This is a genomic window from Marinomonas communis, from assembly GCF_004363305.1.
GTDB lineage: Bacteria > Pseudomonadota > Gammaproteobacteria > Pseudomonadales > Marinomonadaceae > Marinomonas > Marinomonas communis.
Map to the genome: position 1 here is coordinate 178,641 of NZ_SNZA01000002.1, position 18,537 is coordinate 197,177.

Genomic DNA, 18,537 nt, shown 5'->3' on the forward strand with positions numbered 1-18,537 from the left:
TCATGGGTACTCATGCAGCAGCGCATCACGATGCGCACCACGAAGAACACCACGATACTGGACGTATGACTACGTTAGGTTTCTGGATCTACCTGATGACGGACTGCATCCTGTTTGCATCCTTCTTCGCAACCTACGCAGTGTTGTTTATGAACACTGCAGGTGGCGTATCAGGTAAAGACATCTTCGACCTAAACTTGATTGCAGGCGGCACCGCTGCCCTATTGCTTAGCTCGATCACATTCGGCTTCGCAATGATTTCTGCGTACAAAAAGAACAAAGGTGGCACCCTATTCTGGTTGTTCATCACTTTCTTGTTTGGTTTGGCGTTCATTGGTATCGAACTTTACGAGTTCAACCACTTGATCCACGCAGGTAACGGTCCAAGTGCAAGTGCATTCCTAACAGCGTTCTTCTCGTTGGTAGGTCTTCACGGTTTACACGTAACAGCAGGTCTTCTGTGGATTACTGTTCTATTTATCGATGTTGCTAAGCGTGGTCTACAAGACCGCACTGTAACTCGCTTAGGTTGCCTAAGCTTGTTCTGGCACTTCCTAGACGTAATCTGGATCTGTGTATTCTCATTCGTCTACCTAATGGGAGCTATGTAAATGAGTCAACATGATCACGATGCACATTCTCACGGTAGCGTAAGCTCTTACGTTGTTGGTTTTGTACTGTCTGTTATCCTAACGGTTATCCCTTTCTGGGCCGTTATGACCAGCGCTTTTGATCGCGCAACATTGTTCGCAATCATCGTTGTAACAGCTGTCGTACAGATCGTTGTGCACTTAAAGTACTTCTTGCACCTAAACTTCACCAAAGAAGGCAAGATCGATACTTTGTCATTCATCTTTACAGCCATCGTTATCGTAATGGTCGTAGCGCTATCTGTATGGATTATCTACGAATCTGTTCTGATGATGATGTACTAGGCGAAGAAGCGTATGTTTAAGCGGATCTCATCGTCGTCAAAACCAGAACAACATAGTGTGTTCGACCGTTACCTAAAGGTAACTAAGCCGGGCATCATTATGGGCAATTTGATCTCCGTGGCGGGGGGGTACTTCCTCGCCGCTCGCGGTGACATCGATTGGCTGCTTATGCTGGTGACAATCATTGGATTGTCACTAGTCGTGGCTTCTGGTTGTGCGATCAATAACTGCATCGACCGCGACATTGACGCCAAGATGCAACGTACTCGTAACCGCGTAACAGTTACTGGTGAAATGTCGCTCAAAGCGGCGTTAGCACACGGACTGGTACTAGGCGTGGTCGGGTTTAGTTTACTTGCGTACTTTACGAACGACGTCGCTGTGTTCTTCGCAGCGTTCGGTTACTTCGTATACGTGGGTCTTTACAGCCTGTACTTTAAACGCAATTCGGTTTACGGCACGTTGATTGGTAGCTTGTCGGGCGCAGTGCCACCAGTGGTGGGTTACTGTGCTGTGACCGGGCAGTTTGACGCAGGTGCGGCGATTTTGTTGGTAATGTTTAGTATTTGGCAGATGCCACATTCTTACGCCATTGCCATCTTCCGCTACAAAGACTACGCAGCGGCAGGTATTCCTGTATTGCCAGTGGCTCAGGGCATTCAAAAAGCGAAGCACCACATTGTCTTGTGGATCGCTGTCTTCGCTGTCGCGAGTGCCATGCTGCCACTTACTGGTTACGTAGGTGTGGGCTTTATGGCCGTTGCTGCGTGCACTAGCCTTTGGTGGCTAGGCATGGCGGTAAAAGGCTATCGTGCGGACATTGATGTGAACCGTTGGGCACGCCAAGTGTTCTTCTTCTCCATCATCACCGTAACGGCTCTAAGTATTACCATGTCGTTGGACTTTCGTGCGGTAGCCCCTGACTACCTAGTTATGCTGGCACACTAAGTCCCCTTCGTTAGAAGAATCAAAAATGCCCCGCAGAGAATTCTGCGGGGCATTTTTTATGGTATCGCACACATGGCAGATACATTCGACAAGCTTTTTATTTACTGACCAAGTAAGTGGGATGCTCGAACAACCATGTTGCCATTCATACGTTTTGACTCAGGGCTCTCACCTAACATCACCGCCACCGTTTCTTTAATGATTTTATCGACAGGGGGCGCATAGGTGGTGAGTTGGTAGCTTTTGCTGGCAGCATAAGGTACGTCGTCAAAACCGACCACTGCAATCTCTTGCAAACACTCATGAGCACGCATTGCATCAAGTACACCAAAGGCAATGGCATCATTCTCACAAAAGATCGCATCCACTCGTTTCGATTTATCGGTGTCGGCCAAATAACGCTCAAAAACAGAGCAAGCTAAGAACTGATCATAGTTATCACAATGAAAGGTTTGCGTTAGGGAAATACCGCTCTGCTTGAGCTTCGCTTCAAAACCCTCTTGGCGTCGAACAAAGGTTGATACACCCGGCGGACCACCAAAGTAAGCAAAGCGCGAAGCCTTTTGCTGCAGCAATAACTCGGCGATCTCCTCCCCTGCCGCATAGTCTTCTGTCGTGAAAACAAAAGGCTCTGGGAGGTCACAATCGCGAAAGGCAATCACAATAGGAATACGTTGAATCTTGCTGGTCAGAGAGACAAAGTCATCGGTCAGCGTCGCTCCAAGGAAAATCACACCATCACACTGAAGCTGATCGGCATGCTCTACCAGCTCTGTCACCCGTTGATAGTGAGTCACGTTCAAAACAACAGCACGCAGCCCTTGAGACTGAAGCTCTGCGGTCAATCGATCCATCAGTTTCGAAACGTTGTGGTTGATAAAACAGTCCACAACGACAGCGATCAAACCCGTTTTCTGAGTGGAAAGACTTCTTGCTAGTAGATTCGGTTTATAGCCCAGCTCTTCGGCGGCAGCCAATACTCGTTGACGTACCGACTCAGAAATTGATTTTCCAGGGGTTAAGGCCCTTGAAACGGTCCATCTTGATACCCCTGCACGTTCCGCAACATCGTTCGATGTCACTTTACTCGGCTTTGAACTTGATTGCTTCATAACAACTCATTGTGATCAGATCAGGTTATTCTGTCACTCTCGCCCACACTAAACCAGCCCCTGAGAGCACCATTTCCGAATATAATTTTCCTTTAATTAAATAATGGAAAAAATGTTCCAAAATGATATTGACTATTTTTTGCTCTCGCGTGCATACTTTCACCGTTCCACCATTGCACACGAGTGCAAAACAAATACAGATGCATACACTAGGAGAATAAAAATATGAAGAAACTAGTTCTATCAACTCTTGCTGCGAGCTTACTAAGTACCGGTGCATTCGCCTCAGATTTACGTATTGGCGTTTCCATGGCGACTTACGATGATAACTTCTTAACTTTACTGCGTACCGCTATTCAAGAACGTGGTGAGTCTATGGAAGGGGTTGAGCTGCAAGTGGAAGATGCCAAAAATGAAGTCGGTACCCAATTAAACCAAATACAGAACTTCATAGCCTCAGGGGTCGATGCCATCATTGTTAGCCCCGTCGACACGGATGCAACCGTTTCTATGAGTGATGATGCTCAGGCTGCCGATGTTCCTTTAGTGTATGTAAACCGCCAACCAATCAATGTGGACCTACTCCCTGATAACCAAGCATTTGTTGCATCCAACGAAGTGGATTCTGGCACCCTGCAAACCAAAGAGGTGTGCCGACTTCTCGATGGTAAAGGTGACGTTGTTGTGCTGATGGGCGCCCTCACCGATCAAACCGGCATTCAACGCACCCAAGATATCTATGATGTTTTGGCTACGGATGAGTGCAAAGGGTTAAAGATCATTGAAAAGCAAACCGCTCTTTGGCAGCGCGCTATGGGAAATGACATCATGACCAACTGGCTTTCTGCTGGAGTTCAATTCGATGCTGTTATTGCCAACAATGATGAAATGGCAATCGGCGCAATCCAAGCAATGAAGGCTGTAGACCTAGACATGAGTAAAATTGTGGTCGCTGGAGTGGATGCCACACAAGATGCCTTACAAGCCATGCGTGCAGGAGACCTAGATGTCACCGTTTTCCAAGATGCTAAAGGGCAAGGCGCTGGAGCCGTTGAGGCCGCAGTGAAGCTTGCTAAAGGCGAGGATGTACCTCAAAAAGTTTGGGTGCCATTTGAACTCGTCACACCAACCAACATGGAACGTTACGCCTCTCGTAACTAATTTTTTAAGCCGATTTGCACACGAGTGCAATATGGGTAGTAGGTCATTGTCTACTACCCACCTCGAAACCTTTAGGCGGTTCCATACCGCCTCTTTTTTCGCGGCCGAACGCTTTACACGTAACACCTACTTACTTAGAGATCATACGATATGAGCCATCAACCTTTTCAATTGGCTGCCTGCGCAGAAATGCTTTGGCCTGACCAACCAATAGAATGGCGTGCCTCACGCCTACATGAAATGGGCTTTGGCGTTGGGCTATGGAATTGGCCTGACCATGACCTGCAAAAGCTTGAGAAAACAGGGGCCACATTCACCATCATGAATGGTTACTTAGAGGGTCGTCTAGCCGATGATGAAGGGGCAGAAAAGCTACTGCAGTCCGCGGCAGAAACCATTGTTGTCGGTAAACGTTTAGGCGTGCAGCGCCTGAACCTTCATGGCACAGGGTTGGATGATGGAGGTATTCCGATTTGGCAACATGAGAATGTCACTGGAGCCATGTGGTTAAAGGCCCAAGATACCCTGAACCGTATTTGCGACCTTGCCGAAAAAGAGAACGTCGTGTTCACTCTGGAGAATCTAAACCTATTGGACCACCCAGGTTGCCCGTTTGGTAGTACTGAGGATGTCTTTGCCCTCGTGTCCGCAGTTAATCGTCCGCAACTGCGTATCAATCTAGACCTTTACCATACGCAAATTGGTGAAGGCGACTTACTACGCTGGTGTGAAAAATGTCTTCCTTGGATTGGTGAAGTGCAAGTCGCCGATAACCCAGGGCGATGTGAACCAGGTACAGGTGAAATTAACTACGCAGGTGTAGCAAAAGGTCTGTATGACATGGGTTACCGCGGCCCTGTCGGCATGGAAGCCTTTGCCAAAGGGAACGATGAAGCAGCACTCGAAGCCTTCCGCTCGGCCTTTACACTGGATCTTTAATACATTCTGCTAACGTAGGATTTTTCTGCGTTGGCCGTCCTCAACGGTTAAAAAGAGATAACAAAAATGAGTAAGAAAATTGCCAATCTAGTTCTTGTCGGCGCAGGCCGAATGGGCTCTCACCACGCCGAAAATGTTGCGTTCAAAATGGCCAATGCGAACCTGTTTGGGGTGTTGGATATGAACCTCGACGGTGCCAAAGCCTTGGCAGAAAAATTAGGCTGCGAATACGCCACTGATAGCCAAGAAGAGATCGCCAACCACCCTGATGTAGATGGTGTAATCATTGCCTCACCCGCACGTTTCCATGCCAGCATTTCCAAATACTTTATCGAGCATGGAAAGTCCGTATTCTGTGAGAAACCCGCCGGACTCACCCTAGCAGAAATTGAAGACGTCAGCGCAGCCGCCAAGAAAGCAGGTGTTGCATATCAAATTGGCTTTAACCGCCGTTGGGATCGCGCTTTTGCCGATGCTAAAGCAGCCATTAACGCTGGTAATATTGGTGAGCCACAGCAACTGCGTTCACTAACTCGTGATCCAGGTCCATGGGGGGGCGATCCCTTCAAGATTCCTACTTGGACAATTTTTTACGAAACACTGATTCATGACTTCGACACCTTATTGTGGCTTAACGAAGGCGCCAAAGTGACCGAAGTACGCGCGATGGCTGACGCCCTTGTTCGACCCGATGCGAAAGGCCACGGGCACCTAGACGTAGCAACCGTGACCTTACGTTTTGATAACGGCGCCATGGCCGTAGCAGAAGCCAACTTCTGTGCCATGTATGGCTACGATGTGCGAGCAGAAGTACTTGGCTCAAAGGGCATGGTGCAAATGGGCGATGTACGCAAAGCCAACATGACATTGTTCAATCAAAATGGCGCAGAAGACGCCACATGGCGCATGGACTCGCACATCTTTGCGGAAGGTTACACGGCACAGATTCGCGCCTTTGTGGAAGCGATTCTAACAGGCGAGCAAACAGGTCCAAATGGCAACGATGCACATCGCGCCCTCGCCGTTGCTCTAGCATGTATTGAGTCAGTGCAAAGCAACCAGCCAGTCGCGACGGATATTTAAGCATCTTAAAGCTGTTTTAATAGGTGTGAGCCCCCTCAAAAATTGGAGATTTGAGTTAACTCCTGAATGATCTGCTAGACGATTACCTGATTTTGGATTTGCGCCTCTATCGCTCTTTGTCATCCTGACATCGCGATATTTATACATCCATGTATTTTGCGTCGAGGGACGAAGACAATGCGCAAGCAAATTAAAAGCAGGTAAGTGTCCACCAAAGAAAAGCCCGCTTCGATTGAAGCGGGCTTTGTTTTTTAGGCTTCCCAGTTTTTCTTTTTACTGGTCTTACCGATACCAGCGTTAAAGCTGTTAGTCGGGTCAATTTTCTTATAGAACGAGCTTAAGCTTTCTTCCGCTGCGTACTCATGGCCGACGTTATGCTCCGCTGGGTACTTCGCACCACGAGCATCGAAGGTTTCCAAAATCTGCTGCTTCAGAGCCTTAGCATCCACACCTTGTTTAAGAATGTAGTTTTGGTGCATGACGTGACAGAAGAAGTGACCGTAGTACATCTTCACGGCAATCTGCTCATCAATCTCAGGTGGTAGTGTTTCGTACCAGTCGCGTTCGTTACGTGGGAAAGCCACGTCGATGGTCATGATTGAACCAAGGTTTTGCGATTTGTTTTGAATCAGGTGGAAGCGGCTTAATGCACCACCGGCTACGAAACGATGCAAAATGGCTTGTTCCGCTTCACGCTCAGTACACTCAAAGAATCCACCTTTGCCTGGGTTATCTTGGAAATATTGCGTCAAATAAGCACGCGCTTCGTCGACCCCAGCATTTGCCGTTTCAATAATCCAATGATGATCATACTGCTTACGGAATGACTCCATGCGCTCAGGCAAGTGGTTCGGGAAAAACTTACTCATAAATTGCAAAGCACGATCTGAGAACTGCTTAGGAATGAAGCTAAACTTCCCAGAGATACGATCCACCGTTCGCTTCACCGCAAACAGCTTTGGCATGTATTTGGTGCCCAGCTTGTCGATCACAAGGAAAGTATCTTTACCGTATTCTTTACTCAGGTCATAACAGGTTTTATGCATGTATTCGCCAGAGACAGGAATATTGTCGAACTGAGACAGCATATGACGGCGAATGTCTTCCATCACACTTGGGTCGTTGGTTCCCATGTAGAAAACTTGCTGTTTTTCTGGGATCGGGAAAGTATCCATACGTACCGCAAACACAGCCAATTTACCGGCACAACCTGCCGACTCATGCAGACGACGAGGATCGGCATTAAAGCGAGAAGGCGTATCCGCATCCACGTCTCGCACACGTTGTTCATACTCCACATCCGAAGCACGCTGTTCCGTGTCCAACACATCAGACTCTTGGTAACGTTTGTGCTCTAGGTTGTGCAGGATTTCTTCTGGAGAATTGCCAAGCTTAATACCTAGATGGTTCACCAGTTCCAGTTTGCCATCTGGCGTAACTTCCGCGTACAAAGACATTTCAGTGTAAGCTGGACCACGCTGAACCAAAGCCCCACCTGAGTTGTTACAGATACCACCGACAATCGACGCACCGATACAAGATGAGCCAATCACTGAATGAGGCTCGCGACCGTGAGGTTTCAAGTCTTCTTCCAAGCCAAACAAGGTACTGCCTGGTAGACCAATGATCTGCTCACCATTTTTGATAATCTGAACGCCATCCACTCGCATAGTGCTGATGATCACTACTGGGCGATCATAATCACTGCCACTTGGTGTCGAGCCACCCGTTAGACCGGTGTTCGCCGCTTGCATAATGACGATGACATCAGCGTCAACACACGCCTGAAGCACATGCCAGATCTCAACTAGACTGCCTGGACGAACTACGGCATAAGCGCCGCCGCTGCCAAAGCGAAAGCCTTTACAGTAAGGCGCTTTCTTTTCTTGATCGGTGTAGATGTACTTAGGCCCAACAATCGCCGCAAGGGTTTCGGCCAGTTGGTTAGGGGAATGTTCTGCGTTCATGAATTTCAATACCACTGCTTAGTAAGTCGAAGATGCTCTATGGATGAATAAGGCTTATCTTTTTAATAGGGGTGTGCCAACAACGTCAACATTGTACTACTTTAAAGGCTTTTTTGTGCGATCGATAATCATCTCTAGCTATATGTGAACTAGAAAAAGTTGATGGAAGCCACGAAAAGCTTTGACTATACGCATAATATTGATAATTATTATCATTACCATATACAAAATAAAGCACTTCAATCATGATGGCCACTATTAAGCTCACTAACCCACATTCGTTACTGCTCGTTATGTCTAATAAGCGAGCCATCGTACCTCTGCTAGTCGGCTGTCTCTGGCTGGTTCCAGGGCTGCAATCCACTATTAGCAGCGTTCTATCCGAAGCGTTTATACAAGTCTCAGCATTCGTCGCGGCCACGTTAGCCATCTACTACGGTATTAGCCACCATCTAAATACTCTAGGACTGCAGAAATGGATTAATAATAAGCCTTACCGAGAAGTATTGTTCGCTAGTCTTATGGGGGTATTACCTGGTTGTGGAGGCGCCATTGTTATCATCACGCAATACACCAAAGGCCAAATTCGCTTCGGTGCGGTGGTTGCTGTACTCACCAGTACCATGGGAGACGCGGCGTTCTTATTGGTTAGTCAGCGCCCCCAAGATGCTCTGATCGTTTTGCCTCTATGTATGGCTGTTGGGGTGCTATCTGGATTATTCACCAACCGCTTCCTGCCTTCACCGATATTAGCCATGCCCTCAACTAATGAGCAGGATGGGGACACTACCGCAACGTCAAAGCCCTCGTTGCACGCGATAGACATTTTGATCGCGAAACTAAGCATTGTCTTCTGGTGCGTCTTGATTGTTCCTATGACAGCGGTGGCATTACTGGTCGCCATGCAGTATGACGTCAATGGTCTTATTGGATTGCCAGAACATAGTATCGAGACACTTGGCGCCATGGCAGGTTTTAGCTGTTTGTTACTTTGGGCACTGTCTGCCAAAAGCGACCGCTACTCAGAATTGACTAGAGAGAACGACAATGAGCTTCCTAAACATTGGCTCAGGAAAGTTGCTCAGGACACTCAATTTGTGACCAGCTGGGTGGTGCTCGCATTTATCGCTTTTGAGTTGATCATGCTCGCTGGTGGTGAAACGATATTTGAGTTTCTGCACACGTGGCAAAGTGGTTCCATTCTAGTCGCAGCACTTATTGGTTTGCTACCGGGATGCGGCCCTCAGATCCTTGTGACCAGTTTCTATATTCAAAATACCATCCCTTTGTCGGCTCTCATCGCTAACGCTGTCAGCAACGACGGCGATGCACTCTTTCCAGCCATCGCCTTAGCACCGAAAGCCGCCTTTTTAGCGACCCTTTACTCATTTATCCCCGCACTAATCGCAGGCTATGGTTTTTATTGGCTGGTTGAAATGTAAAAAAGCCTGCTGATTCGAAGAACGCAGCAGGCAAACGAGGCAAGGTCAGTCATAGGGACAACTGACCTTTGTTGAAGCAATCAGCTTTGCTTGGCAAGGTCTAAGCCGTGCAAGGCAACGCGCTCAGGCTCCATTAGATAGCGGTATAAAAACGCCGCGGTGAAACCGCCAATAAACAAAGCGTAGTTCGCCAATGCGGTAAACACGAAGCTGCAGAAGATCGCAACGATGCCTGCAATGACAAGAGCGTAGACACTTTTCTTATTGATACCGTTGTCGTACCAGTAAATGCCCTGCTCAGATTCTGTATACAGGGAATCGATATCGATTTTGCCTTTCTTAATAAAGAAGTAGTCCACAATGATAATGCCGTATAGCGGGCCGATCATGGCTGCTAGCACATCTACGGTGTAATGAATCACTTCTGGATTGTTGAATAGGTTCCAAGGCATTAGCAGCACCGAACCGAATGCTGCGATAAAACCGCCCGCTTTGAAGCTGATCTTCTGTGGCGATACGTTGGAGAAGTCGAACGCCGGCGCTACAAAGTTCGCTACGATGTTGATACCCACGGTTGCAAAGATAAACGTCATCGCACCCAATACGGTAATCATACCTGAGTCGAGGCGACGTACCGTTTCTACTGGGTCCGTGATCATTTCACCAAACACCGGAATCGATGCAGATACAATCACCACACTGAACACTGAGAACAAGATAAAGTTAAATGGCAGGCCAAGCAGGTTGCCGAACTTCAATTGCTTGTAACTGCCACAGTAGCGCGAGAAGTCACTAAAGTTCAGCGTTGGCCCTGCAAAGTAGCCCGATACCAGCGCAATCGCAATGATCATCTGCATGATGGCATCCATACCAGAAAGGCTGGCATCGCCTAGAGTAAAGCTAATGTTTTCCCAACCAGCTAGATTCACCATGTACACACATAAGGCAAACATCGCCACGTAAATAGCAGGACCAGACCAATCGATCACTTTACGAATCATGTCCATACCGAACATGAAAACAATGCCTTGTAGGATCCACATAGCAGTGAAACCAATCCAGCCAAGGTAAGAAAGACCAAGGAAACTGCCGTCTGCCAGCGTCGCCATACCTGGGAAGAAGTACAACAGCAAAATAATGAAAGAGCTGGACGCTAGGAAGGTTTGAATACCGTACCAAACGACTGCGATCAAACCACGAATCACCGCAGGGATGTTAGCACCAAAGACACCAAATGACATACGAGCGATCACAGGAAAGGGGGCACCTGCTTTTTGTCCAGGTTTGCCCATCAAGTTAGCAAACACCAAAACAATCGAGATACCGACTAATAAGCTGATAAACACTTGAATGCCATTTAACCCTAAGGCAAATAGACTGGCAGCAAATACATACCCCCCAACGCTATGCACATCCGACATCCAAAACGCAAAAATACTGTACCACCCCCACTTTTGCTGGGTATCAGGCTTTAAGTCCTCATTACTGAGCCGTGGGCTCACCGGTAGTTGTGATTTCATCCGCAGGTTCCTTTTGTTTGATTGTATACAATCATTGAATACAATTTATATGCCAACTCATCAGAACCCAAAACCACGCATCTTTTCTTCAATTTAAGCGATAAAATATTCAAATCATGCCCCAAAAGGCAACACAAAAAGCATTAAAAGCCTCATGGTTGTGCACAATTTAATGACCACTAATTAAAGATGCTGAAACATTATTGACGTGCTATATTGAAATCAATGTATACAAATTTATCCGATACATCGTATACAATTTATATAGGTGTTAGCGTATATGTCGAATGACGAAAAGATTTACCAGAAGATATTAAAAGCCATCGTCGAACATCAATTACCCCCTGGTGCTCGCCTGCCAGAAGACCGTTTATCCGAAGCGTTTGGTGTCAGCCGCACGGGAATACGTAAGGTGCTGCAACGCCTCGCGCTAGAACATTTCGTTGTCATTGCTCGCAACAAAGGCGCGCAAGTCAATCACCCAAGCGAAGAAGAAGCCCTCGAAGTGCTCGACAGTCGTATCTTAATCGAGCCTCAACTGATCTCCTCATTACAGCAACACTGGAGCAAAGAGCACTCAGAGTACTTTCGTGATCTAGTGGAGGACGAGCACCAAGCTGAGCACCAAGGGGATATGGCCACCCAAATCCAAGCCACAGCTCGCTTTCACTACGAGTTAGCCAAGATCGCTGGCAATAGTGTGCTGGCCGCCTTTGTAGAGCAATTGTGCTATCGCTCCTCGTTGGTCATTGCCGCGTATGGAACCCGTAGTAGCGTGAGTTGTGATTGCGGTGACCATGCCCAACTTCTGGACTTACTGGATCAACAGGAAACGAAGAAAGCTCGCCAGTGGATGACTCATCACCTGCAAGACATCAAAGCCTCGTTAGTTCTGGAAAGCCAAGAAGAACAAAACATCGACTTCCATCGTCTGTTTGCAGAGTGACCCCATGCGTATCCAAATTATTAATCCAAACACCAGCGCGGGTATGACCGACGCCATGGCGGCTAGTGCGCGCCTGATCGCATTGCCAGACAGTGACATCATTGCCAGCACTCCAGAGCATGGCCCTAAAAGCATCGAATGCGCATTTGATGAAGTCATCGCCGGTGCGGCAATGTTGGATCAAGTTCAAAAAGGCAAAGCAATGGGCGTCGATGCGCACATTATCGCCTGCTTCGGTGATCCGGCACTGGATGCCGCCCGAGAACTGGCTGATGCCCCTGTGATCGGTATTGCTGAAGCTGCTTTCAAATTCGCCAGCATGGTCGGCCATAAGTTTGGCGTGGTGACGACATTGTCTCGAACAGTCCCTGCTAGTGAGCACCTACTACACAAATATGGCTACCAACACCTGTGCAGTGGTGTGCGAGCAACGGATATACCAGTACTGGCGTTAGAGCATATTGAACCAAGCGCCTACCGTCAGTTACGCGATGAATGTCTGGCGGCTATCAATGAAGATGGTGCAGAAGCCATTGTTCTGGGCTGCGCAGGGATGTCCGCCCTAGTGGATCGCCTTAGAGCAGAACTGCCGGTACCAATTGTGGATGGCGTTGCCGCGGCGGTAAAACTGGCAGAAAGTTTGCACCAGTTAGGACTTAAGACCGCTAAAACTGGTCAATATGGCGCGCCCGTCAACAAACCTTTTATCGGCCGCTATGAGCATTGGAATCGCTAGCATAAGGTAGTACAGCATGAAACATTATTTAGAACGAGATTACGCCGGATACGGTCGCAACAACTTACCCAAGGTAGAATGGCCGAATAAAGCCCGTATCGCACTGCAATTTGTACTGAACTTCGAAGAAGGTGGCGAGAACTGTGTGTTACACGGAGATGAGCACGCCGAAACCTTTCTCTCGGAAATCTTTGGGGCACAGCCGTTTAAAGACCGTCATATGAGCATGGAGTCTTTGTACGAATACGGCTCTCGTAATGGTGTGTGGCGCATATTGAATGAGTTTGAAAAGCGTGGCTTACCCTTATCAATCTTCGCCATCGCAACGGCGCTGCAACGTAATCCAGACGTCGCAAAAGCCTTCGTCGAAGGCGGCCACGAGTTGGTGTGCCACGGTCTGAAATGGATCCACTACCAAGAAATGTCCATTGAAGAAGAACGCCAGCACATGCAACAAGCACTACAAATCATCAAAGACGTTACTGGCGTCATGCCAATGGGCTGGTACACAGGACGTGACTCGCCAAACACGCGTAAGCTGGTGGCAGAGCAGCCACAGCTCAAATACGACTCTGACAATTATGGTGACGATCTTCCTTACTGGGTTGAAGTGCCTCACCACGAAGATGAAAGCAAAACCAAACCGCATCTGATCATCCCTTACACACTGGACTGTAACGATATGCGCTTTGCTTCACCGTACGGCTTTAGCCATGGTGATGAATTCTTCCAGTACCTCAAAGACAACTTCGATTGTCTCTACGCCGAAGGTGAAACAGCACCGAAGATGATGTCAATTGGTATGCACTGTCGCACCTTAGGGAAACCTGCACGCTTTATGGCATTAAAGAAATTCCTTGATTACGTGCAATCACATGATGATGTGTGGATAACACGCCGCTGTGATATCGCTGAACACTGGATGACCCATCATCCAGCAAAATAACGGCGGCTGAACCTAAACCACACTTCAACTCATAAAGGTTTAGGTTCAGCACATTCTGTGAAACAATGGCTTACCTTGTCTGTGATCGCTCTGCGGGCATCCTATCCAAACGGAGTTCGTTTTCGACATGTCTACAGCCTTATCCATTGAATTCACCAGTGATGTGATCACATTCAACCGCGCTTATCTAGCTTGCTTTTATACCTTTGTGGCACTGTTTTATACCACGCGGATTTTGTATTTAAAGCGTGTCACACATACCGAGCGGGTGTTTCATGGTTCAGTGTTTTCCGCCAATTGGTGGCATCACAAGATCTTTGATGTCTTTCGGGTGTGGATCTGGCTTACCTGCGTCATCCGTTACTTTTATCCCAGTGTCGATCAATACCTTGGCCTCTTGCCTGCTCTCTCAGCAGATTGGGTAATCCTTGCTGGTACTGCACTGTTAACCACTGGGTTCGCATGGGCCATCGCTACGCATTTTATACTAGGCCGCTGCTGGACATCTGGGATTAATCAAAAAGGCCCGACACAACTGGTCACCAATGGGATGTATGGCATCAGCCGCAATCCTATTTACCTTGGTGTTCTTGCCTCCCAAGTGGGATTCTTCTTTGCCTTACCGTCCCTCTTTTCACTGCTGTGTCTTGCGGTCGGTGTGATCACCATTTTGCGCCAAACAATTGAAGAAGAGCGCCACCTAGCACAGCAGTTTCCAGATACCTATCGACAGTATCAAAATGCCGTACCTAGGTGGCTGTAAGGTTATCCAAAATACTTGTCTACGATCTTCGAAAATGCCTGATTGACGTTTGTATCAAGCTCATGCTGTCGATCAGTGATCACTGCTTGGCCTGCAACATAAACGTCTTTGATCGGGTTATTACTTAAGGCAAACAACCAACGATTGAGCAAGTCTTTCGACTGGCTGGAATGAACAAAAGGCTCAGTTTTGTCCCACACCATAAAGTCGGCGCGATGACCAACGCGAATACCCAACTGTACATTACAGGCTTGATTGCCACCCTGTAATGCTTTGGCAAATAAGTGATCCGCAATATGAGGCTGCTGCTCACTGTATAAGCGATTGCGCTTTTGCTGGGCTAAGCGCTGACCATATTCAAACCAGCGAAGCTCTTCTTGCAAGGAAGTGCTGACATGACTATCAGAACCAACGCCCCAATGACCACCAGCTTGTTCATAGACGGTGGCGGGAAAGATCCCATCGCCCAAGTTAGCTTCCGTGGTTGTACAAATGCCAACGGTCGCACCTGATTGCGCAATGCTTTGCACTTCACTGTCCGAAAGATGCGTTGCATGTATTAAGGTCCAGCGCGGCGATAGGCCCATTTCTTGGGCCAACCATTCTACTGGACGCTGACCAGAGAACGCCAAGCAGTCTTGCACTTCTTTGTTTTGCTCTGCAATGTGAATATGAATCGGCTGTCCGGTATCCACTGCCTTGAGCACGTCCTTCATAGCCTTAAAGTCAGTAGCCCGAAGGGAGTGAAAACACACACCTAATTTGTGCAACGTCGATCCGGCCACTCGCTTTTCGTAGCCCTTATATTGCTCGATGTACTGTTCGGTGGACTGAATAAAGCGTTGCTGTCCTGTATTGGCAGGTTGTTGGCCAAACCCCGCGTATTGATACAAGGCCGGTAACAGTGTGACCCCCATTCCTACTCGTGAACCCGCATTGAGTACCGCATCGCCCAAGGCCGTTGCAGTGGAATACGCTTGCCCGTCGGCTTGGTTATGCAAGTAATGGAACTCCCCAACTTGGCTAAAGCCTCCTTTAAGCAACTCGATGTATAGCTTGCTGGCAATAACTTCGAGCTTTTCTGGGGTTAGCTGGGTCGCAGTCTTGTACATGACATCGCGCCAGCTCCAGAAACTGTCTTCAGGATTGGCGGCGATTTCCGCCATCCCCGCCATTAAGCGCTGAAAAGCATGGGAGTGCAGATTGGCAACCGTCGGTAGAACTGGGCCGTCCAGCACAGTGTCTGCTGGAGTCGGAGAAACATTGACGTCTACTTGGGCAAAGTGTCCATTTTCCACCGTAAAGCGAACATTGTCGGCCCAACCGTGTTCTAAATAAGCCCGTTTTGTAAAGTAGCGCGTCATAGCAAATCACCTAAACTAAATATTTATTGATTGTATATACAACTTAATGTTTTTAAATACAAGCAACAAAGGTATACTTTTGGTTTGTTTTTAATCGCGATGTAGGACGATACGTGGCCAACTCGATCCATCCTTTGCTAGTGAATTTCTTTGCCGATCTGCCAGACACGCCTGCGCCGATTTATGCCAGACTCAAACAAGCCATCACTCAAAAAGTGACTTCTGGGGAATGGCAAGCGAACCAACGTGTGCCATCAGAGGCAGAGATCGTTAAAGCGCTGAACGTCAGTAGAATGACCGTAAACCGTGCCTTACGTGAGCTGACGGCAGAGGGGCTACTCACTCGACAGCAAGGACTCGGTACATTTGTGGCACAAAAAAAGGCTCACTCTGCCCTGTTTGAAGTGCACAACATCGCCGAAGAAGTGGCCTCACGAGGCGGTCAGTACCACGCCAAACAATTGCAACTCACCAAAAGCAAAGCCTCTGTCGAAGAAGCCATCAACTTAGGAATGCGCACCAACCAAGAGATTTTCCGTTCAGTGATCCTGCACTTCGAGGACAATCAACCGATTCAATTGGAAGAGCGTGTCGTCAACGCAACCCTTGCACCAGAATATGGTGAGCAAGATTTCACTCAAGAAACGCCGTACGTCTACTTGATGAAAGCCGCACCAATGACCGAAGGGGAACACTTAGTCGAAGCAGTGTTACCTAACGCTCGAGAATGTGAACTGCTGGACATTAATGACCACGAGCCTTGTCTACAGATCAAGCGCCGCACCTGGTCAGGGGATCAAATCGTCACTGCTGCACGCCTACTTCACCCAGGTAATCGCTTCCAATTATTCGGGCATTTTTCCAGCTAAGGGACTTCCGCTGTAAAAAATCCTTGCGCAAAGCAGAAATTCCTTTTATGTTTAAATTGAGTTGTATATACATGTTTACACATAGAACACAGATTCATTAAAAGGAACACATCATGTCGAACAATCGCTACCGCCAAGGTGAAATTCGCGCGCCACACGGCACCACTCTTAATGCAAAAAGCTGGCTGACTGAAGCGCCGCTGCGCATGCTAATGAACAACCTAGATCCAGATGTGGCCGAAAACCCAGAAGAACTAGTAGTGTACGGTGGTATCGGCCGCGCCGCGCGTAACTGGGAATGTTACGACAAGATTGTTGAAACACTGAAAAACCTAGAAACCGACGAAACGCTACTGGTGCAATCTGGCAAGCCTGCTGGTGTATTCAAGACCCATGAAAATGCGCCGCGCGTATTGATCGCCAACTCCAACCTAGTGCCACACTGGGCGACTTGGGAGCACTTCAACGAGCTAGACGCCAAAGGCTTGGCTATGTACGGCCAAATGACGGCGGGATCCTGGATCTACATCGGCAGCCAAGGCATCGTACAGGGTACGTATGAAACCTTCGTAGAAGCGGGTCGCCAACATTACGATGGTAACTTAACAGGACGCTGGATCTTGACCGCTGGACTTGGTGGCATGGGTGGCGCGCAACCTTTAGCAGCAACCTTAGCTGGCGCTTGTTCTTTAAACATTGAATGTCAGCAAAGCCGTATCGATTTCCGTCTGCGTACACGCTACGTGGATGAGCAAGCGACCGATCTAGACGATGCCCTAGCCCGCATCAAACGTTACACCGAAGAAGGTAAAGCCATCTCTATCGCGCTGTGTGGTAACGCAGCAGACATTTTGCCAGAGTTGGTAAAACGTGGCGTTCGCCCAGACATGGTGACAGACCAAACCTCTGCCCACGATCCATTGAATGGTTACTTGCCTCAAGGCATGAGCTGGGAAGAATACAAAGACGCAGCACAGAAAGACCCAGCAGGCACAACGAAAGCCGCGAAACAAACCATGGCGGTACACGTTGAAGCCATGCTTGCCTTCCAAAAAATGGGCGTACCGACGTTTGACTACGGCAATAACATTCGCCAGATGGCTTTAGAAGAAGGCGTCGACAATGCGTTCGATTTCCCAGGTTTCGTTCCTGCTTACATTCGTCCGCTATTCTGTCGCGGTATTGGCCCATTCCGCTGGGCAGCCCTATCCGGCAACCCAGAAGACATTTACAAAACCGATGCCAAAGTTAAAGAGTTGATTCCAGACGATGAGCACCTTCATCATTGGCTAGATATGGCTCGCGAACGTATTCAGTTCCAAGGCTTGCCTGCACGTATTTGTTGGGTAGGTCTTGGTCAACGCGCCAAACTTGGCCTAGCCTTCAATGAAATGGTGCGTTCAGGTGAACTGTCAGCGCCAGTTGTGATTGGGCGAGATCACCTAGACTCAGGTTCGGTTGCCAGCCCTAATCGTGAAACGGAAGGCATGCAAGATGGTTCGGATGCAGTGTCCGACTGGCCATTACTTAATGCGCTGCTTAACACAGCCTCTGGCGCAACATGGGTATCACTGCACCATGGTGGCGGTGTCGGCATGGGCTTCTCACAACACTCAGGTGTGGTGATTGTCTGTGACGGTACCGATGAAGCCGCTGAGCGTATTGCTCGTGTCTTGCATAATGACCCAGCAACTGGGGTGATGCGTCATGCGGATGCCGGTTACGATATTGCCGTTGATTGCGCTAAAGAGCAGGGTTTGCACCTGCCAATGATTACTACTCCAGCAAAATAATAAGAGCGACGAA

The 18,537-nt window shown here is 48.3% G+C and carries 17 protein-coding genes; 13 read left to right on the plus strand and 4 right to left on the minus strand.

Annotation, left to right across the window (positions count from 1 at the left end):
• The first annotated feature begins 2 nt into the window (after positions 1 to 2).
• From cyoC to cyoE, 3 genes are read left to right on the plus strand one after another with little or no spacing between them, the layout of a single operon-like run.
• Positions 3 to 611, plus strand: a complete 609-nt coding sequence (gene cyoC, locus C8D85_RS07275) for a cytochrome o ubiquinol oxidase subunit III (protein ID WP_133561163.1) — start codon at positions 3 to 5, stop codon at positions 609 to 611.
• On the plus strand, positions 612 to 935 hold the full coding sequence (gene cyoD / locus C8D85_RS07280) for a cytochrome o ubiquinol oxidase subunit IV (protein ID WP_133561165.1): 324 nt from the start codon (positions 612 to 614) through the stop codon (positions 933 to 935).
• A gap of 12 nt (positions 936 to 947) precedes the next feature.
• A complete protein-coding gene (gene cyoE / locus C8D85_RS07285) occupies positions 948 to 1,883 on the plus strand; it encodes a heme o synthase (RefSeq protein WP_211342154.1) in 936 nt (311 codons plus the stop codon).
• Between the two features lie 101 nt (positions 1,884 to 1,984).
• Here cyoE and C8D85_RS07290 read toward each other — a convergent pair whose 3' ends face one another.
• Positions 1,985 to 2,995: a LacI family DNA-binding transcriptional regulator gene (locus C8D85_RS07290; protein WP_133561167.1), complete on the minus strand. Its 1,011-nt coding sequence runs from the start codon at positions 2,993 to 2,995 to the stop codon at positions 1,985 to 1,987.
• Between the two features lie 225 nt (positions 2,996 to 3,220).
• Here C8D85_RS07290 and C8D85_RS07295 point away from each other — a divergent pair, with 225 nt between their 5' ends.
• From C8D85_RS07295 to C8D85_RS07305, 3 genes are all read left to right on the plus strand, one after another.
• Complete coding sequence (locus tag C8D85_RS07295; protein ID WP_133561169.1) at positions 3,221 to 4,156, plus strand: sugar ABC transporter substrate-binding protein; 936 nt, start codon at positions 3,221 to 3,223, stop codon at positions 4,154 to 4,156.
• Between the two features lie 150 nt (positions 4,157 to 4,306).
• Complete coding sequence (locus tag C8D85_RS07300; protein ID WP_133561171.1) at positions 4,307 to 5,095, plus strand: TIM barrel protein; 789 nt, start codon at positions 4,307 to 4,309, stop codon at positions 5,093 to 5,095.
• 66 nt (positions 5,096 to 5,161) lie between these two features.
• Positions 5,162 to 6,178, plus strand: a complete 1,017-nt coding sequence (locus C8D85_RS07305; RefSeq protein WP_133561173.1) for a Gfo/Idh/MocA family oxidoreductase — start codon at positions 5,162 to 5,164, stop codon at positions 6,176 to 6,178.
• Positions 6,179 to 6,429: 251 nt separating this feature from the next.
• On the opposite strand, the gene dld is transcribed toward C8D85_RS07305, so the two are convergent.
• Positions 6,430 to 8,145 carry a D-lactate dehydrogenase gene (gene dld, locus C8D85_RS07310; RefSeq protein WP_133561175.1) on the minus strand — a complete coding sequence of 572 codons (1,716 nt, stop codon included), beginning with the start codon at positions 8,143 to 8,145 and terminating at the stop codon, positions 6,430 to 6,432.
• 245 nt (positions 8,146 to 8,390) lie between these two features.
• Here dld and C8D85_RS07315 point away from each other — a divergent pair, with 245 nt between their 5' ends.
• The gene (locus C8D85_RS07315) at positions 8,391 to 9,587 is read left to right on the plus strand and encodes a putative manganese transporter (protein ID WP_244936957.1); all 1,197 of its coding nucleotides are present in this window, start codon (positions 8,391 to 8,393) and stop codon (positions 9,585 to 9,587) included.
• Between the two features lie 80 nt (positions 9,588 to 9,667).
• On the opposite strand, the gene C8D85_RS07320 is transcribed toward C8D85_RS07315, so the two are convergent.
• Positions 9,668 to 11,107 (minus strand): NCS1 family nucleobase:cation symporter-1, encoded by a 1,440-nt coding sequence (locus C8D85_RS07320; protein ID WP_133561177.1) that lies wholly within the window; start codon positions 11,105 to 11,107, stop codon positions 9,668 to 9,670.
• A 280-nt stretch (positions 11,108 to 11,387) separates the two neighbouring features.
• Between C8D85_RS07320 and C8D85_RS07325 the strand changes: the two genes are divergently transcribed.
• The 4 genes from C8D85_RS07325 (at position 11,388) to C8D85_RS07340 (ending at position 14,498) form a co-directional block, all read left to right on the plus strand.
• Positions 11,388 to 12,053: a GntR family transcriptional regulator gene (locus C8D85_RS07325; RefSeq protein ID WP_133561179.1), complete on the plus strand. Its 666-nt coding sequence runs from the start codon at positions 11,388 to 11,390 to the stop codon at positions 12,051 to 12,053.
• 4 nt (positions 12,054 to 12,057) lie between these two features.
• Positions 12,058 to 12,789: an aspartate/glutamate racemase family protein gene (locus C8D85_RS07330; RefSeq protein WP_133561181.1), complete on the plus strand. Its 732-nt coding sequence runs from the start codon at positions 12,058 to 12,060 to the stop codon at positions 12,787 to 12,789.
• Positions 12,790 to 12,805: 16 nt separating this feature from the next.
• The gene (puuE, locus tag C8D85_RS07335) at positions 12,806 to 13,735 is read left to right on the plus strand and encodes an allantoinase PuuE (protein ID WP_133561183.1); all 930 of its coding nucleotides are present in this window, start codon (positions 12,806 to 12,808) and stop codon (positions 13,733 to 13,735) included.
• Positions 13,736 to 13,862: 127 nt separating this feature from the next.
• The gene (locus C8D85_RS07340) at positions 13,863 to 14,498 is read left to right on the plus strand and encodes a methyltransferase family protein (RefSeq protein ID WP_133561185.1); all 636 of its coding nucleotides are present in this window, start codon (positions 13,863 to 13,865) and stop codon (positions 14,496 to 14,498) included.
• A gap of 2 nt (positions 14,499 to 14,500) precedes the next feature.
• On the opposite strand, the gene C8D85_RS07345 is transcribed toward C8D85_RS07340, so the two are convergent.
• Positions 14,501 to 15,862 carry a formimidoylglutamate deiminase gene (locus C8D85_RS07345; RefSeq protein WP_133561187.1) on the minus strand — a complete coding sequence of 454 codons (1,362 nt, stop codon included), beginning with the start codon at positions 15,860 to 15,862 and terminating at the stop codon, positions 14,501 to 14,503.
• Positions 15,863 to 15,975: 113 nt separating this feature from the next.
• Between C8D85_RS07345 and hutC the strand changes: the two genes are divergently transcribed.
• Entirely contained in the window at positions 15,976 to 16,731 is a 756-nt protein-coding gene (hutC, locus tag C8D85_RS07350) for a histidine utilization transcriptional repressor HutC (protein ID WP_133561189.1), read from the plus strand.
• A 113-nt stretch (positions 16,732 to 16,844) separates the two neighbouring features.
• On the plus strand, positions 16,845 to 18,524 hold the full coding sequence (gene hutU, locus C8D85_RS07355) for a urocanate hydratase (RefSeq protein WP_133561191.1): 1,680 nt from the start codon (positions 16,845 to 16,847) through the stop codon (positions 18,522 to 18,524).
• Positions 18,525 to 18,537 lie beyond the last annotated feature (13 nt).

Excerpts from the sequence above, each read along its gene's own strand:
- C8D85_RS07315 (WP_244936957.1), top strand. The coding sequence starts at position 8,391 with ATGATGGCCACTATTAAGCTCACTAACCCACATTCGTTACTGCTCGTT.
- cyoC (WP_133561163.1), top strand. The coding sequence starts at position 3 with ATGGGTACTCATGCAGCAGCGCATCACGATGCGCACCACGAAGAACAC.
- C8D85_RS07290 (WP_133561167.1), bottom strand. The coding sequence starts at position 2,995 with ATGAAGCAATCAAGTTCAAAGCCGAGTAAAGTGACATCGAACGATGTT.
- C8D85_RS07295 (WP_133561169.1), top strand. The coding sequence starts at position 3,221 with ATGAAGAAACTAGTTCTATCAACTCTTGCTGCGAGCTTACTAAGTACC.
- C8D85_RS07345 (WP_133561187.1), bottom strand. The coding sequence starts at position 15,862 with ATGACGCGCTACTTTACAAAACGGGCTTATTTAGAACACGGTTGGGCC.
- cyoD (WP_133561165.1), top strand. The coding sequence starts at position 612 with ATGAGTCAACATGATCACGATGCACATTCTCACGGTAGCGTAAGCTCT.
- C8D85_RS07300 (WP_133561171.1), top strand. The coding sequence starts at position 4,307 with ATGAGCCATCAACCTTTTCAATTGGCTGCCTGCGCAGAAATGCTTTGG.
- puuE (WP_133561183.1), top strand. The coding sequence starts at position 12,806 with ATGAAACATTATTTAGAACGAGATTACGCCGGATACGGTCGCAACAAC.
- C8D85_RS07320 (WP_133561177.1), bottom strand. The coding sequence starts at position 11,107 with ATGAAATCACAACTACCGGTGAGCCCACGGCTCAGTAATGAGGACTTA.
- C8D85_RS07325 (WP_133561179.1), top strand. The coding sequence starts at position 11,388 with ATGTCGAATGACGAAAAGATTTACCAGAAGATATTAAAAGCCATCGTC.
- dld (WP_133561175.1), bottom strand. The coding sequence starts at position 8,145 with ATGAACGCAGAACATTCCCCTAACCAACTGGCCGAAACCCTTGCGGCG.
- cyoE (WP_211342154.1), top strand. The coding sequence starts at position 948 with ATGTTTAAGCGGATCTCATCGTCGTCAAAACCAGAACAACATAGTGTG.
- hutU (WP_133561191.1), top strand. The coding sequence starts at position 16,845 with ATGTCGAACAATCGCTACCGCCAAGGTGAAATTCGCGCGCCACACGGC.
- C8D85_RS07305 (WP_133561173.1), top strand. The coding sequence starts at position 5,162 with ATGAGTAAGAAAATTGCCAATCTAGTTCTTGTCGGCGCAGGCCGAATG.
- C8D85_RS07340 (WP_133561185.1), top strand. The coding sequence starts at position 13,863 with ATGTCTACAGCCTTATCCATTGAATTCACCAGTGATGTGATCACATTC.
- C8D85_RS07330 (WP_133561181.1), top strand. The coding sequence starts at position 12,058 with ATGCGTATCCAAATTATTAATCCAAACACCAGCGCGGGTATGACCGAC.